Genomic DNA, 14,402 nt, shown 5'->3' on the forward strand with positions numbered 1-14,402 from the left:
GAAGTCGCCGGCGCGCGCCTCACTTCTTCAAGCGGGCGCGCGGGGCGGGGCTTTCGCGATCGTTGTGGCCGAGCCATTGACAGAATCTCCGTAAACTCGCGGGAGACTGGCCCGGCCGAGGGGTGAGGCACAAGGGTTGTTCTGTCGGTTTGGAGGCAATCTGCCTCCCGACGATCAGTGCGCGTGCTTGGCGGGCCGTTGCTCGAAGATCAGAATGCATGCAACGATGAAGTTCAGCAGAACGGCCGATGCGCCGAAGCGACTGAGTTCCAGTCCGCCCTCACTCAGAGGCTTGTCGAGGAGATCACCGACGACGGCCCCAAGTGGCCGCGTCAGCACGAATGCCAGCCAGAACAGCGTGACCCGCGAAACGGAGCTGAAGAAGTAGGCTCCAGCGATGATCACCAGCAAGACGCTGAAGAGAATCGTGCCGCCGACGAAACCGATCCCGGCCGTGTCTGCAGTCCAATCGCCCAAGGCTGTGCCGAGTGTCTGGGAGAACATGATTGTGACCCAGTAGAAGATCTCGGCTCTGGCGGAGACGATTGTGTTCACGGAAATCGTGCCCATAACCCGGTGCCAGATGAACAGCGATGCCAGCAGACAGATCGTGAGGATCGTCGTTCCGCCGAAGTAACCGATTCCCAGCGATCGCGTGGCGAAATCGGCCAGAGTCGTTCCGACCGTTGTCGTGGCGATGATGGTGAACCAGTAGAGGTACGGGCGAAAAGACTTCGCTTTGATCTGGCCGATCACGGCACCGATGAAAATCGCGCCGAAGATGATTGTGCTGATCAGGTACCCGAGATTCAGCGACATCGACAAGGCGTCGCCGCCGGTTTCCCCCAACGTCGTAGCGGCGATCTTGATCAGCCAGAAAACGATCGTGACCTCCGGCACTTTGGTCAGGGTAAGCGTCCGGGGTGATTCCTCCGCCTCCAACAGCGGGGTCATGACTGTCTCGCTCATAATGTCTCCTTCTGTGGCATTCCAGCTCGAATGCGAACGCATCCTGCTGCGGCGGGCCGAAGATTCCCCGGTCCGCAGGCGGCAGAATGAATACCCAAGCTGAAGCGACAGTTAATTTCGCGGTGCAAATCGGTCCCGCCGGGTCATTCGGGGGAATTTGGACCGTGAGAAGGAGAGGCACGGGGGAGATTACGGGCTCGCAGGGTCGGACAAGCCCCAAGGTGAACGAAACTGCGATAGCTCAAGCTGTGGGAGCTAACGACCAGAAAATGATCGACTACACACGCTGGAATCTCTTGATCATCAGCCTGACGCTCTTGACGAGTTTGTCCATGTCGAAATCTTTGTGCATGAGCATGACCTGCCGATGGGTCAGCTCTCCAAGGTCAAATTGATCTTCTTCACTATCTGCCGCAAGAGCCGTGTAGATAATGATCGGCACATCCGAACTGTGCTGTCCAATCAACTTCGCAGCCCTCGTCCCGGCCGACATGAAGCCCCATTCGCCATGGCGGGAAATCCCTGAAGTCGGGTCTGCCCAACCGACCATCATGTCCAAGAGGAAAATATCGGGTGGCTCGATAAGCAGGCTTGCTATCTTCTCGTTGAACTCCGACTCTGTCAGGATTCGCAAGTAGGTCAGGTCCGGAAACGCGTTCCCGAGACCTCGTCGAACAAGTTCGCTGTGCGGATAGTCGTCTTCCAAGTGGATGATGCGCATGTCTCCAGAACTCGCTTTCCTATTGTGTTGGGATGATTACCCTGGCATCGGTCCGAGATTCTGAAGAGTCATGCGTGATCTCCAAATCTCCACCCATTGCCTTCATCATGTGCTTGGATATCCAAAGACCAATCCCAAGCCCCTCTCCTGTAGCGGCTCGAGCCGCCGCCCCTCTGAAACCCTGGTTAAATATCCGAGATAATTCCTCCTGTTGAATTGGTATTCCTTGATTTGAAACGGTAATGATAAAATTCCCTGAGGTACGCTTCAGGGAGGCCTTCAGATGAATGGTGCTGTTCGCGTTTGCGTATTTGAATGCGTTATCACACAGGCAATACAGCACTTGCTCTAGGAATGGCCTGTGAACCTGGAGGTCCACCGCCGGTCCTTCCGAAAAGGACTTGGAGTCAATGTGGAAATTCAGCCCCTTGACAGGTTCCGCAAGAATGCACTCGTTGTCTGCGATTTCGAATGCGAGCTTCTGCAGATCACCTGAGTTGATGGATTCCTGCCGTTTGGGTAGCAGGATGGCAGATTCTGACCGATCGAACAGACCTCGAAGAAACTGCATCGTCTCTGTGACGTTCTTTGCCTTTCCAATCTGGCCTCGAAGCACCCGAGCGTCCCGCTCCTCATCCCGCCCCTTCAGATCATCACAAAGGAGCTTTGCAAAGGCATACGCGGCCCCCACAGAGCCTCTGATTTGATGACGGTGGAGTTTCGAAATGTGGTCGAAGAATTCGATCTGTCGGCGAAGTTCTCCTTTTGTCGCGGCAGATTCTGCTGAACGCTCAGCCACGCGCGTATACAAGCCAAGCTGTGCTGCAAGCAATTGTAACAAATGCACATTATCGCTCGGCAGTAGCCCTGCTTCTCTCAGCGACACGGCCAGAACTCCCAGAGCCCGCTTCTCGCCCTCGATGAGTATCGGTGTACCGATCCAGCCATAAATTCCGGGGAGCGTCCCTTTATAAAGCTTCCATTTATCAGGTTCGGTCGCCTGAAGAGCCAAAGGGATTCTATCACGGATTATCTTGCCGGTAGCACTCTCCTCAATGAAGGGGTGCATCCCGGCCATGCGTTTCTTAATCCGGGCAGACAACTCCTCATCGCCGACGGCAGCCACGAAGTAGGTGGCCGAGCGCTCGTGATCAAGAAGCTCAATGCAGACAGCGCGAGCCTGTGGGATCGACTGGTAGACCAAGTCGACAGCCTCTTGGTAGAACGTTGTAATCTCGTATTCCCCTTCGGCTGTCCGTCGATCAATCTCGGCATTCAACTCTATCACTTTCCTGATAGAGTTCTTCCACAGGATATTCTCCTGAATTACTTGTATCTGCCGATGAGAGAGTCCCCAGAATGAACTGATGCGAGCTGCGACAAGGCCCAGTAGCTTCATATTCTCTTCTGTGAAGTAGTACGGACCGCTCTTGGAGCAACAACACCTGATGATTCCTACAACCGGAATCTGGTCATCTTCGCGAGGACCGGATGATTGCTCAGACGGAACTGGAACACCCATCCAACTCAAAGGGGGGGTTGCTTCGTGATCCTGCAGCTTAAAAATATCCCTGATCCTCTCGGCGATACCGAGGGAATCCCCCCAGCGGACAGCCTGGTCCTTCTCCTGGCCGGCGATTCGATCTGGCAACCTCAGAAGATCAGGTATGAGCCTGGGCTCGCCTGCTCGAAGTACCCACTCGGTGATCCCGGAAATCTCCTCCCCATCTCCGAGAATATAGGTAGTTTTCTCAGGATCAGACTTTGTGGGCCAAGTACTCGCGCATTGTTCAAAACGCTGGTGAGGAAGCGTAGATGTCCGGAAGAACACCGATGTTTCGATGCAGTCGAAAACATCTGAGATCGCCTCACAGACCTGCTGAAGAACTTCATTCCGGGTATCCTCATCTATCAAAGCTCCCTGCTCAGCTCTGATACCATCAGAAATGATCTTGTTGATTCTTGCTAGCAACTCCAGTCCCACACGATCCTCGATCCCCTGCTGGAGTTCAGGAATCATGTCAGCATAGAGTTTCAGTCGGGAGACATGGTCATGGAGAAAATCAGGCTTGGGGATATCGGAGTATACTGTGAGGGCCCCTCGAACATTGCCGGAGAACAGAACCGGAGCCGCCCAACTCCATTCGAGGTGCTTCCCATCAAGAAGTCTGCAAACGCGTCGACCAAATGGTGCATTTGGTGGAACGAAGTTACCTGTATCAAGGCATTCCTGGGATGGAGAATTAGCGTCGTGAATCTCGTAGAGCCGTATTGACTCTCCGCCTCGGAAGTACTTGGCCATCATCCTCCCGAACGATTTCGAAGTCGGATTATCAGGAGCCTGCGGAGGCTGCACCCAGAGGACACATCCGTAGGTATCAAGATCTTCAGCGATCTTCTGAAGAACTCGCTCCAACCCGCGAAGAGTCGTCTGGCCCCGCGCAAGATTGAGAATCTTTCGTACCGGCTCTTCGAAAGGCATGCTTTCCCCTCAGCCCAGAGAACCTTCACTTGCAGAGTGGGATTGTCGTACGCAGCGGACCACTGGTGGGCAAGTGGAATATTACATTTGTTATCACACACCTGCACACAATACCCTTGTCGTTCTGTTCTCGGAAGAGGGCAGATGTGAGCCTCGTATCCTGGCATTGGTCTGCCCAATGCGATGGAAGAGTTTCATGGTCTGGCCCGCTGAGGGTTGCGCCCTGCCGCCTCGAGTGGGATATCTCTGCGTTTCTGGCGCATACGGGCCGCTTCGACTGCGAGGGGCAGGTCCTGTCCGCCGCCACCGAGCAAAGCGGCTTCGATTCCCCAAACGCACGAACTGGCGGATAGGTCGTCACCCCCGCGATCCCACAGGCACGCCGTTTGCACCGCAGCGCCCGGCGCCGGGAATTTGTTTCGACGCAATTACTCAGCACGGAAAGGTTCTTCCATGAAACGCCCGTTAGGTTCGATCGCCATTGTGGGAATTCTGCTGGTTGGTTTGCTCGGCTCGTTTGCTTGGGCGGGTGCGCAGAGCAATTTGTTCGAGGGCTTCGGGCGAGTGCTCGATGAGCCATGGGGCGTTGTCGAGACAATCGATCTCTATCTCGGATTCGCGTTCGTGTCCGTGTGGATTGCTCTGCTGGAACGCCGACCGGGGCCCGCGATCGCCTGGATCGTCGCGCTGATGTTGCTGGGCAACGCGATTACGTTGGTCTACGTCGGCATTCGGCTGTGGCGATTCGGATCGTGGAGAAAGGCGATCCTGGTCGGCGCTAACGGATGAACCAGCTCAACACGAAGGCGATCCAGCAAATCATCCGCGCGGCCTTGGCGGCCTGCAGGGTCTTCTCCCCCGCTTTTTCGCCGGTCGCCTTGATGTACGCGTGAGTCAGCACGCCACCGATCAGTGCAAGGAATCCCTTTCCGGTTCCGAGCGTGATCAGGACAATCACCACTGACGCAATCACCATCCCGATACCGATCTGGTTCGGCTCCAGTTCCTTCTTCACCGGCGGCATGTTGAAGTCGGTCTGGGCGGCGCGTTGGCGGCGCGCATCGTCGACATTCTGCGTCCGGGTGGGTGGCGGCGGCGGGCCGGCATTCAGATGCCCGCTGTGATCCTGATGCGAAGTCGTGCGCTTCGGCGGTGAGACACGTCCGAAAGTCTGGCCACCGATTGCCGGAGGCGGCGGAGGCGGCGACGAAGAACGCGTCGAGGACGATGAGGCAGACATGCCCATCTCGCGCTCTGTCCGGCGGATTTCCTCCTCAACCTGCGTGTGCGAGGGATCCATCACGTGCAGACGCTTCAGGGCGTTCAGCAATTTGGGGCGATCATTCCGGCGGCGATAGATGTCGGCGGCCGTCTTGGTCGCGGCAATGGCCAAGCCGATACCGCCGGCCGATCCAACAATTGCTGCCAGGTCCAGCAACAGATCGCCGTTCTCCTTCGCCAGGTGGAACGCCTCCTGGTAAGAGCGATTGGCGCGGTCTTCTGCGCCACGCTGAACGGCTTTGCGATACGTCTCCGCGTAGGCCTTTACGGCCTCTTCGATGTGGCCGGCCTTTGCCAGAGCGCGGGCGCGAACTTCCTCAAGGCGCGAGCTGTTCGGGAACTGCGACAGCGCCTCGTTAACGCGACCGAGTGCCTCGTGCGCCTTTCCTCGACGCAGCATGTCGTCAATTTCCGATTCCCACCGATCCCACTGCTGGGCGGCACGATCCACGGGTTTGTCGGCGGGCTTGGGTGCAGCCGGCTTCGGCGGCGCGGCGGGCTTCGGGGCACCACCGACAGGTCGCGGCGGACGCGCTTCCCGTGTCGGCTCCGGGGGAGATTCCTGCCAGTGCGGTCTCGTTGATCGGGGCGCGGACGACGGCGCATGGTGAGATGTCGGCGGCTTGTGAGTTTGTGCGATGGGGGGCCGTGGAGGTCCCTCGATAATCGGCGCGATGTCCAGCGCCCTTGATCTATCGATGATGATTTCGCCAGGCTTCTCGATGTGAATATTGAGATCTTTGCCAAGCAGGGACCGCATGCTGTCGCGCTGAACGGGTTCGACTTTCAACTCGCCGCTCAACACGCCGCTGAGGAGCGATCCGAGCGCCCGCGGCGGCAAAGGAGTCACTCGGCCGAGCGGCTTGTTGCCGATTCCGGCCAATGCGACGGGCATCGTGCGAATGGAATCCGGATCCGCCAGCCAAGCATAGGCTGCTTTCGGGGCGGACTGCAGGCGCTTGCTCTCAAGTTCCTCGAGCAGAGTCGCCACGCAAGGGCCGAGGTTCTTGAATACGCCGCCGCGCGGGCGAATGCCCTGGCCGGAGGTGAGCTTATCGGCCAGCGTCTGGAAGACCTCCTGTGCGCCGCGAACGTCGCGCAGGGCCAAATTCGTAATCCCGAGGGCGTATAGCGCGTGCAGGGACTCCGGATGGCGTTCGGTGGCATCCAGGGCAGTGTGCTTCGCCAGCATGTACGTGCGGTTGCGATAGTTCTCCTCCCACTCTTCGAGGAGTTCTTCGATGGACCGAACAGTGCCGAGAGCTGACATGGCATCACCACCATTGGAGACCCCGGCCGAGCAGCCGGAATCGTCTGCGATTTACAGGGACGCAACAATCACCGAAATCTCTATCCTCGTGGACGCCGGATATTCAATGCAATTGCCCGAATTCGACGAATCTTGGGCACTTGCGTGTATCTGAATCCCGGGACCGGCTGGATTCTCCCCGCTGCGCAACGGGGGGTAAAGGATTTCTGTGCCTCTATCAGCGTCAGGGGCAGACAGGACGCAAGGACTTGACGCCCATGCTGCGATGAGCAAGAAATGACATGTGTTCCAGAAGGGAAGGACCAAGCCTGATGGGCGAAGCCATCGTTGTATTATTCTTTCTCCTCCCAGCCGCCCTCTTCGCGCGGGCAGGCGAACGCAGTTTCAAGCACGACGGCATCTGGCATCGAATCTTCGGCGCACTGGCGTATGCTGCTTGTCTGGGATGCATCGGAATGTTTGTGCTGTACCTGGGTTCGATGCACTATGGATGGTTTGACTAGCAAGCATCCCGCGGCGAGTCGAGCAGCCTCTCAAATGCCTGCCGCGCGGTTTCGCGCAGCCAATCCGGTTGCGACGCGTCTTCGGCGATGCGTTGGAGTTCGCGCGCTTCGGCTTCGCCGCCGCGTTCGCTGGCGACGATGGCGGCGTTCCGGATGAGCGATTCGTGACCCGCGCGCCTCAATGGATTGCCCCACATCGCATCGTCCAGTTTGTCTTCATCCAACTGTAGCATTTCAACGAGCGACCATCCCGCCGGAGCCTTGCGCGGGGCGAATGCGTCTTCTGCCGCGACGCGTGCGCGCTTGCGATTGTATGGGCACACGTCCTGGCAGATATCGCAGCCGAAAACCCAGCCCGCAAAATGCGACCAGAGCTCTTCGTCGATCGGGCCGGAATGCTCAATCGTCAAGTAGGACAGGCACCTTCGCGCATCGAATCGCCACGGCGCCTCGATCGCTCCGGTTGGGCATGCATCGATGCAAAGGCGGCAATCTCCGCAGCCGCATGAAGATTCAAGCGGCGGCGTTGGCTCCAACTCGACCGTGGACAGCACGACCGCCAGAAAGAAGTACGATCCCTGTTCGGGATTGATCAGCAGCGTGTGCTTGCCGATGAAGCCGAGGCCGGCACGTTGGGCCCATTGGCGCTCCATCACCGGGCCATAGTCGACATAGGCGCGCGACTGTGTCCCCGCGGGGCCATGGTGATCGATGAAGCGACAGAGCTTCTTGAGTCGCTTCTCGAAGACGCGATGATAGTCGCGGCCGCGTGCATAGCGCGAAATCTTCCCAACCGGCGGCGCATCGCGCCGTTCGATGTCGTCAGGTTGCTGGTAGTTGATTCCGAGTACAATGACGCTGCGACACTCGGGCAGCACGCGCTCCGGGTCAGCACGACGCTCCGGATCGCGCGCCAGCCACTCCATCGAACCATGGCGATCTTCGTCGAGAAACTCGCGCAGCTCGGCCAACTCGCTTTCCAACGCTTCGGCACGCGCAATGCCGAACCAGTCGAAACCCAACTGGCGCACACGCTCTTCGATGAGGCTTTGAAGGGAGGCGTCGGTCATTGGGGCAAAGGCTCTCCGGCCTTCTCTGCCAGATCATCATGGCTCCGCCCCACCGGCCGGTAGTTTTCGTTGGAGGACATCTCTGTGTAGTTCACGTTCACCCAGTCCCAGATGGGCTCGTTGTCTCGCAGCACAGGATAGCGCGGTTTGCGCCCGGCGACTGCGGCGGAGGCTTCCTCGGCGGCGGTGAAGGCGTCGCATTCTTCTTCGAGGCAGACGACCTTCGAATTCTGCTCGGCGTGCAGGGCTTCGTGATAGAGGCGTTTCGCGAGACGTTCCGCGTTCGGAAACGTTGCCCCGCGCGGCGATTCCATCGCGCCGATGTAGATCATCTGCGGCAAACCCGGCTGGTCCCACAGGATGGATTCGGCTCGCAGGTCCGGCGAGAATCTCAGGTGGCCGGATGCGATGAACTTCCGGAGGCGCGCCGTCAGAATCTGCCCGCGCTCGGTCTGGCCGAAGTCCGAGGCATCGATCTTCTCTAGCACGGCCTCGACCTGGGCGATGCCTTGCTTCGCGTGTTCGGGGGTGACTTCGGGGGGACGCTTCGAGAGGCGCCAGGCCCACACGGCGCCAATCGCCACAACGCCGATCAGCAATAGAATCGCCACGCGAACAGGCGACGTGCGCGGGCGTTCCTTCGGCTCGGGCGGGCTAGACGGTGTGGGCTCTTCGGACAAGGCATGGCCTCCCTGGGGGGCCATTGAACGCATGTGGCCTGGATACGGCAATGCAATTCAGAGAGGGAGTTGAGGAACGTGGTGAGCATTCACTGTCGCCGCAATCGTCCAGACGATCAGTCCCACGATGGAGATCGCAAAAACTGCGAGGGAGCATACGCGAGCCGCCTTCTCGCCCCGGCTGAGTTGCCTGAGCGCGAGATTCTCGACTCCCGCGGACACTGGGAAGCGAGTCCCGAATCCCCACGTCCGTGCCAGTTCCTGGACGGAACGAACTTGTGAAGGAGTTGGCTCCTTCGGCAGGAATTTCGGAATCAATCCAGGTTTCGGGTAGTTGAATATTGCGTACGCGACATGAAAGGCGACAGGCACGCCGTAGAGGATCAGGCGCAAGTAAGACATCCCCACATCATCCGGATGACGAATCATGCACGCGAAGAACATCGCCTCACCCACTATGCCGGCCGGCAATGTCGCCAGGTAATCCGACTTCCACCATGCGGGCCAATCAATCCACTGGGAAATCTTCGCGAACTTCATCGTAGCCGCATATGCGGTCATTCCTGCCAAGATGAATAGCATTGCTTCGACAATCAAGAGTAGCCAAGCCAAGTCGTCCGGCAACAAAGGCGCCGAGATAGCCACAGCGGCCGCCATGTATGCGAACGCAATCAGATGGCGATTCGTCTGCTCCTTCGTATTCGTGAGGCTGGCATTCCGTGCCATTCTGCGGGCTCCCTCCTATCCGTACCGGTAATCGTCACCGCTCATTCATCAGAAACGTACTCCGCCGTCAAAGAGTAACGCACTCCAAGGTTGCCCCTTGCCGTTGGGGGGCAATCCCGCTTCAATCGCCGCCACTCTTGGCTGGAGGCCCCGGTTGATTACTTCCGCGCTACTGCTGCAAGCCTACATCATCGGATGGACCGTTGCGGCGCCAATCGGGCCGGTGAATCTGGAGATCATTCGTCGGTCGTTGCGCCATCGTTTGCTCGCCGGGTTCCTGGTGGGCGTCGGGGCAACGATGATCGACACGATGTACCTGCTCCTGACAGGTTTCGGGCTGGCATCGGCGCTGCAGAAGAAGCCGGTTCTGCTGACGAGCCTCGTTCTCGGCGGCGGGCTGATGGGGTGGCTGGCGTGGATGGCGCTCGTCGAGGCATGGCGCGAGTGGCACAAGATGCATGAGGCGCCGGGCGAGCACGATCCGTTAACCGAACACGCCGCCTCGGACGATCTCGGGTCGGGGGAGACTCCCCCACCGGCAAAGCGCGTCACGCTCGTCCGCAGTTGGCTCGTCGGCCTCGGGATGACGGCGTCCAACCCGATGACGCTGGTGTTCTGGGCGACGCTGCCGAGTCTGCTCTTCGGCGCGGGCAAGCCGGCGACTCCGGTGGTCCTGGTGGCGGCGCTGGCGGTGTGGGCGGGCACGCTGTCGTGGGTGGGAACGCTCATGGCCGTCCTGGCATTTGCGCGCCGTTGGGTCGGACCGCGACTGTTCGCCGTGGCATCCGGATTGGGCGGTCTAGGCATGGGGTATTTCGCGCTGAGATTCCTATGGATGGCCGCGCATATTGGGGAATTCATGGAAAAAATGGCCAATGGCGTGCAATGATGGCTTGACAGCCGGGGGGTCTGTGAGTTGACTGCGGGCCCTGAAGCGCCGACGTAGCTCAGTTGGCAGAGCAGCTCACTCGTAATGAGCAGGTCGTCAGTTCGAATCTGACCGTCGGCTCCAGAATTCGCCCCGGCTTCGCGCTGGGGCCTTTTCTATGCTCCCATCCGGTTGACACAGCGCCCCCCCGGCGCGGAACGTCGAAGCCACTTCACGCGCGCGGGAGCGACAATGGGTTCCACCTTCGGCCGGTTTTTCCGCATCACGACGTTCGGCGAAAGCCACGGCGGCGCCGTCGGCGTGGTCGTCGATGGTTGCCCCTCGGGGATCGCGATCGATCTGGAGGAAATCCAGGCGGAACTGGATCGTCGGCGCCCCGGCCAGTCGAAGATCACAACCGCCCGTGGCGAGACGGACCAGGCGGAGATTCTCTCCGGCATGTTCGAAGGCAAGACCACAGGCACTCCGATCGCCATCGTCGTTCGCAACAAGGACGCGCGCAGCACGGATTACGAGTCCTTCAAGGATCTCTATCGGCCCTCGCACGCGGACTTCACCTACGACCAGAAGTACGGCCTCCGCAACTGGGCGGGGGGCGGACGTTCTTCGGCGCGCGAGACGATCGGCCGTGTGGCCGCCGGCGCGATCGCAAAGAAGTGGCTCAGCCTATACCACGGAATCGAAATCGTCGCGTGGGTTTCGCGCGTTGCCGATATCGAAGCGGCCGTGAATTCCGATGATGTCACGCAGGAAGCGGTCGAGCAGAACATCGTGCGGTGCCCCGACGGTCCGGTCGCGGAGCGCATGATCGATCTGATCCAGAAGGTGAAGTCGGAGGGCGATTCCGTCGGCGGAACGGTCGATGTCGTTGCGCGCGGTGTACCGACGGGGCTCGGCGATCCGATTTTCGACAAACTGGAGGCGGATCTGGCGAAGGCCATGATGTCCTTGCCAGCCAGCAAATCCTTCGAAGTCGGTTCGGGCCTGGAGGGCACGTACCAGCGCGGAACGGAACATAACGACGAGTTCATCAACAAGGACGGACGCATCGGCACGACGACAAACCGCAGTGGAGGAATCCAAGGCGGAATCAGCAACGGCGAGCCGATTCTTCTGCGCGTCGGATTCAAACCGGTCGCCACGATTCTGAAGCCGCAGAACACTGTCGACAAGAACGCCAATCCGGCGGAGCTGATGCCGCGCGGGCGCCACGATCCGTGCGTCCTGCCGCGTGCCGTTCCGATCGTCGAGGCAATGATGGCGGTGGTGCTGGCGGATCACCTGTTGCAGCAGCAAGCCCAGGGCTATCTCAAAGATCTGCCCTTCTGATCAGATGAAGCGCATCGCGATCCTCAATTTCTTCCCGGCGTTTTCGCCGCCTCGGTCCGGAGGCGAATTGCGCTATTGGAATCTGTCCACGCGACTGGCGGAACGATTCAGCGTCAATATGGCGGATCCGACGCACGCCGACGCGGAGCCGGAGACTGTCGAGCATACACCCAACTGCATCGAGAAGCGCATTCCAAAAACCGGGCGCTACATGTGGTGGCATCGCTTCCTGAATCGCACGTCGAAGTTCGCGGAGTGCTCGGCGCTTGTGGCGACGCTGGCGGCTCCGCGACATCGTGAACTGCGCGCCGAGGCAAGACGTATCACGCGCGACGCGGACATCGTCATCCATTCGTGCCCGTTTCTCTGGAAGCTCTATCCGCGTCCGCGCCGGGGGCAGTTGCTTGTCTACGATTCGTACAACGTGGAAGCCAACATGGCGCGAGACATGTTCGGCAGTGGGTTGTGGGCGAAATGGGCAGTCGGGCGGATTCGTCGATTGGAAGGTGGGCTCTGCCGCGCGGCGCACGTGATCCTGGCCTGTAGCCACGAGGATGCCGAAGGCTTCGTTGAATTGTACGGTGTTGATCGGTCGAAAATCGTCATCGTCCCGAACGGAGTGGATGTCGAAGCCGTTCGCCCTGCGCCGGAACAACGCGAGGCCGGCCGTGAACGCCTTGGCCTTTCTGCAGATCGTCCGGCTGCGTTCTTCATCGGCAGCTTCCACCCGCCAAACACCGAAGCTGCCGAGTACATCGTCGGTTCGGTCGCTCCGCAGGTTCCCGAAGCGGATTTCCTCATCGCCGGAAGGGTCTGCCAGTCCTTCGAAGGACTCGAACTGCCGCCCAATGTTCGAATGCTGGGCCTGGTCGACGAGCAGACGAAGGCTGACCTGTTTGCGGCCACCGATGTGGCTCTGAACCCGATGTTCTCCGGCAGCGGTACGAATCTGAAGATGCTGGAGCACCTGGCCGCAGGCCAGCCGATCCTGACGACTCCACTTGGCGCCCGCGGCCTGGATCTGGAGCACGGCCGACACGCCTGGATTCTGCCGGAGCGACGGTACGTTAGAGGGCTGAAAGAACTCCTCGCCAACGCAGGCGCGCGGCGGGCCCTCGGTCACCATGGGCGGGAACTGGCGGAATCGCGATTCTCGTGGCAAGTCATCGGCCGGGAACTGGCCGATCTGCTGGAGATGAAGATCAGCCCGCGCATTCTATACTTGAATGACTACCAGGTAAGCCCTGTGATTTCAGGTGGCTGTCAGCGACTCAACGCCGTCGCGACAGAGCTCTCCAAGAACGTCCTGCCGGTGACTTTGCTAACGCTGACGACGGAGGAGTCGGCAAGACGGGTTTCGCATTCGGCTCGTTATGAGGAGCTCAACATCCCGCGATCCGGCGCCCATCGAGCCGTCGATGCGTTCCTCAATCGGCGTCTGGGCGTCGCGCCGGATGATGCGACGGCGATCGCATTTCATTGGCTGACCCCAGCCTATCGCCGCGCGCTGGAGCGCGAAACGATCGCGCCCGCCTTGATTGTGCTGGGGCATACATTCATGGTCCGCCAGGCTGAGCGTTTCCGCGATCGCCTGCCCATCTTCTACGATTCACACAACGCGGAGTTCTCCCTGAAGCGCCAACTCTACCCCAGCAGCCTGGTCGGACGGTGGCTGAAGTCGGTGGTCCGGCGCGGCGAGCGCGATGCCCTTCAGATGTCGTTCGCCGCCTCTTGCGTCGCCCAGGGCGACCTGGAGGCATTCGTTTCAGAACTTGGGGCCGGTCCAGAGAAGCTCTTCATCGCTGATAACGGCGTGGATTGCTCGCGCCTGACGCCGGTCGATGTGGACGTTCGGCCGCGTCTGAGACAGGCTATTGGAATGGGAACGCGGCCTGCGGCGATCTTCCTCGGCAGCGGGCATCCACCCAACGCCGACGCGGCTCGCTTTCTATTCGAGGAAGTCGCTCCGGCCAACCCCGATGCGCTCTTCCTGATTGCAGGCGGAGTCTGCGGCTGGTTCAGCCCCAATCAGGTGCCGAAGAATGTCGTCCTTATGGGCATGGTGTCGGATGCCGTGAAGGACTTCCTGCTTCTGACCGCGGACGTCGCGCTGAACCCGGTATTTCGAGGCTCCGGGACGAACATCAAACTGATGGATTACCTTAGTGCCGGACTGCCAGTGATCTGTACGCCGGTCGGCGCACGGGGACTGCCGGCGAATGCCAACGGAGTCGTCGTCAGCGAGCCCGATGAATTCGGACCGGCGCTGGCGGAATTGCTGGGCGATCTGGATCGGCGCCGTGAACTCGCCCTGGGCGCCCGCGAACTGGCCGTTCGCCAGTTTGACTGGCCAATTGCCCTGGGTCCTCAGGTCAACCACATCCGGGGCGAATTGCAGGAGATCGACGAGAGTCGGTCCTGATGACCCGCCGCCGTGGATTACAGCGCTCCAACGTCTTGACGCCTCCCCCACCATGCCCTA

The 14,402-nt window shown here is 59.8% G+C and carries 12 protein-coding genes and 1 tRNA gene; 6 read left to right on the forward strand and 7 right to left on the reverse strand.

Annotated elements, in window-relative coordinates; genetic code table 11:
• Positions 1 to 174: 174 nt before the first annotated feature.
• The 3 genes from KQI84_15160 to KQI84_15170 form a co-directional block, all read right to left on the reverse strand.
• On the reverse strand, positions 175 to 954 hold the full coding sequence (locus tag KQI84_15160) for a hypothetical protein (protein MCB2156214.1): 780 nt from the start codon (positions 952 to 954) through the stop codon (positions 175 to 177).
• A 292-nt stretch (positions 955 to 1,246) separates the two neighbouring features.
• Entirely contained in the window at positions 1,247 to 1,690 is a 444-nt protein-coding gene (locus tag KQI84_15165) for a hypothetical protein (protein ID MCB2156215.1), read from the reverse strand.
• A gap of 19 nt (positions 1,691 to 1,709) precedes the next feature.
• Positions 1,710 to 4,172 carry a GAF domain-containing protein gene (locus KQI84_15170; GenBank protein MCB2156216.1) on the reverse strand — a complete coding sequence of 821 codons (2,463 nt, stop codon included), beginning with the start codon at positions 4,170 to 4,172 and terminating at the stop codon, positions 1,710 to 1,712.
• A gap of 453 nt (positions 4,173 to 4,625) precedes the next feature.
• Between KQI84_15170 and KQI84_15175 the strand changes: the two genes are divergently transcribed.
• Positions 4,626 to 4,961, forward strand: coding sequence for a DUF1475 domain-containing protein (locus tag KQI84_15175; GenBank protein MCB2156217.1), 336 nt, complete (start codon positions 4,626 to 4,628; stop codon positions 4,959 to 4,961).
• Here KQI84_15175 and KQI84_15180 read toward each other — a convergent pair.
• Positions 4,951 to 6,723, reverse strand: a complete 1,773-nt coding sequence (locus KQI84_15180; GenBank protein ID MCB2156218.1) for a hypothetical protein — start codon at positions 6,721 to 6,723, stop codon at positions 4,951 to 4,953. The two genes, KQI84_15175 and KQI84_15180, sit on opposite strands and share 11 nt — an antisense overlap.
• Before the next feature lie 311 nt (positions 6,724 to 7,034).
• Between KQI84_15180 and KQI84_15185 the strand changes: the two genes are divergently transcribed.
• Positions 7,035 to 7,226 (forward strand): hypothetical protein, encoded by a 192-nt coding sequence (locus KQI84_15185; protein MCB2156219.1) that lies wholly within the window; start codon positions 7,035 to 7,037, stop codon positions 7,224 to 7,226.
• Here KQI84_15185 and queG read toward each other — a convergent pair.
• The 3 genes from queG to KQI84_15200 are packed head-to-tail and all read right to left on the reverse strand — an operon-like array spanning position 7,223 to position 9,702.
• A complete protein-coding gene (gene queG / locus KQI84_15190) occupies positions 7,223 to 8,296 on the reverse strand; it encodes a tRNA epoxyqueuosine(34) reductase QueG (protein MCB2156220.1) in 1,074 nt (357 codons plus the stop codon). The two genes, KQI84_15185 and queG, sit on opposite strands and share 4 nt — an antisense overlap.
• A complete protein-coding gene (locus KQI84_15195; GenBank protein ID MCB2156221.1) occupies positions 8,293 to 8,976 on the reverse strand; it encodes a hypothetical protein in 684 nt (227 codons plus the stop codon). The genes queG and KQI84_15195 overlap by 4 nt, the downstream gene beginning before the upstream one ends.
• A 57-nt stretch (positions 8,977 to 9,033) precedes the next feature.
• The gene (locus KQI84_15200) at positions 9,034 to 9,702 is read right to left on the reverse strand and encodes a hypothetical protein (GenBank protein MCB2156222.1); all 669 of its coding nucleotides are present in this window, start codon (positions 9,700 to 9,702) and stop codon (positions 9,034 to 9,036) included.
• 154 nt (positions 9,703 to 9,856) lie between these two features.
• On the opposite strand from KQI84_15200, the gene KQI84_15205 reads away from it, so the two are divergent.
• From KQI84_15205 to KQI84_15220, 4 genes are all read left to right on the forward strand, one after another.
• On the forward strand, positions 9,857 to 10,591 hold the full coding sequence (locus tag KQI84_15205) for a LysE family transporter (protein MCB2156223.1): 735 nt from the start codon (positions 9,857 to 9,859) through the stop codon (positions 10,589 to 10,591).
• 47 nt (positions 10,592 to 10,638) lie between these two features.
• Positions 10,639 to 10,714: transfer RNA gene (locus KQI84_15210), tRNA-Thr, on the forward strand.
• A 108-nt stretch (positions 10,715 to 10,822) separates the two neighbouring features.
• On the forward strand, positions 10,823 to 11,920 hold the full coding sequence (aroC, locus tag KQI84_15215; protein ID MCB2156224.1) for a chorismate synthase: 1,098 nt from the start codon (positions 10,823 to 10,825) through the stop codon (positions 11,918 to 11,920).
• 67 nt (positions 11,921 to 11,987) lie between these two features.
• A complete protein-coding gene (locus KQI84_15220) occupies positions 11,988 to 14,342 on the forward strand; it encodes a glycosyltransferase family 4 protein (GenBank protein ID MCB2156225.1) in 2,355 nt (784 codons plus the stop codon).
• Positions 14,343 to 14,402: the final 60 nt, after the last annotated feature.

The organism is bacterium, from assembly GCA_020444065.1.
In the GTDB taxonomy this organism is placed as follows: domain Bacteria; phylum Sumerlaeota; class Sumerlaeia; order SLMS01; family JAHLLQ01; genus JAHLLQ01.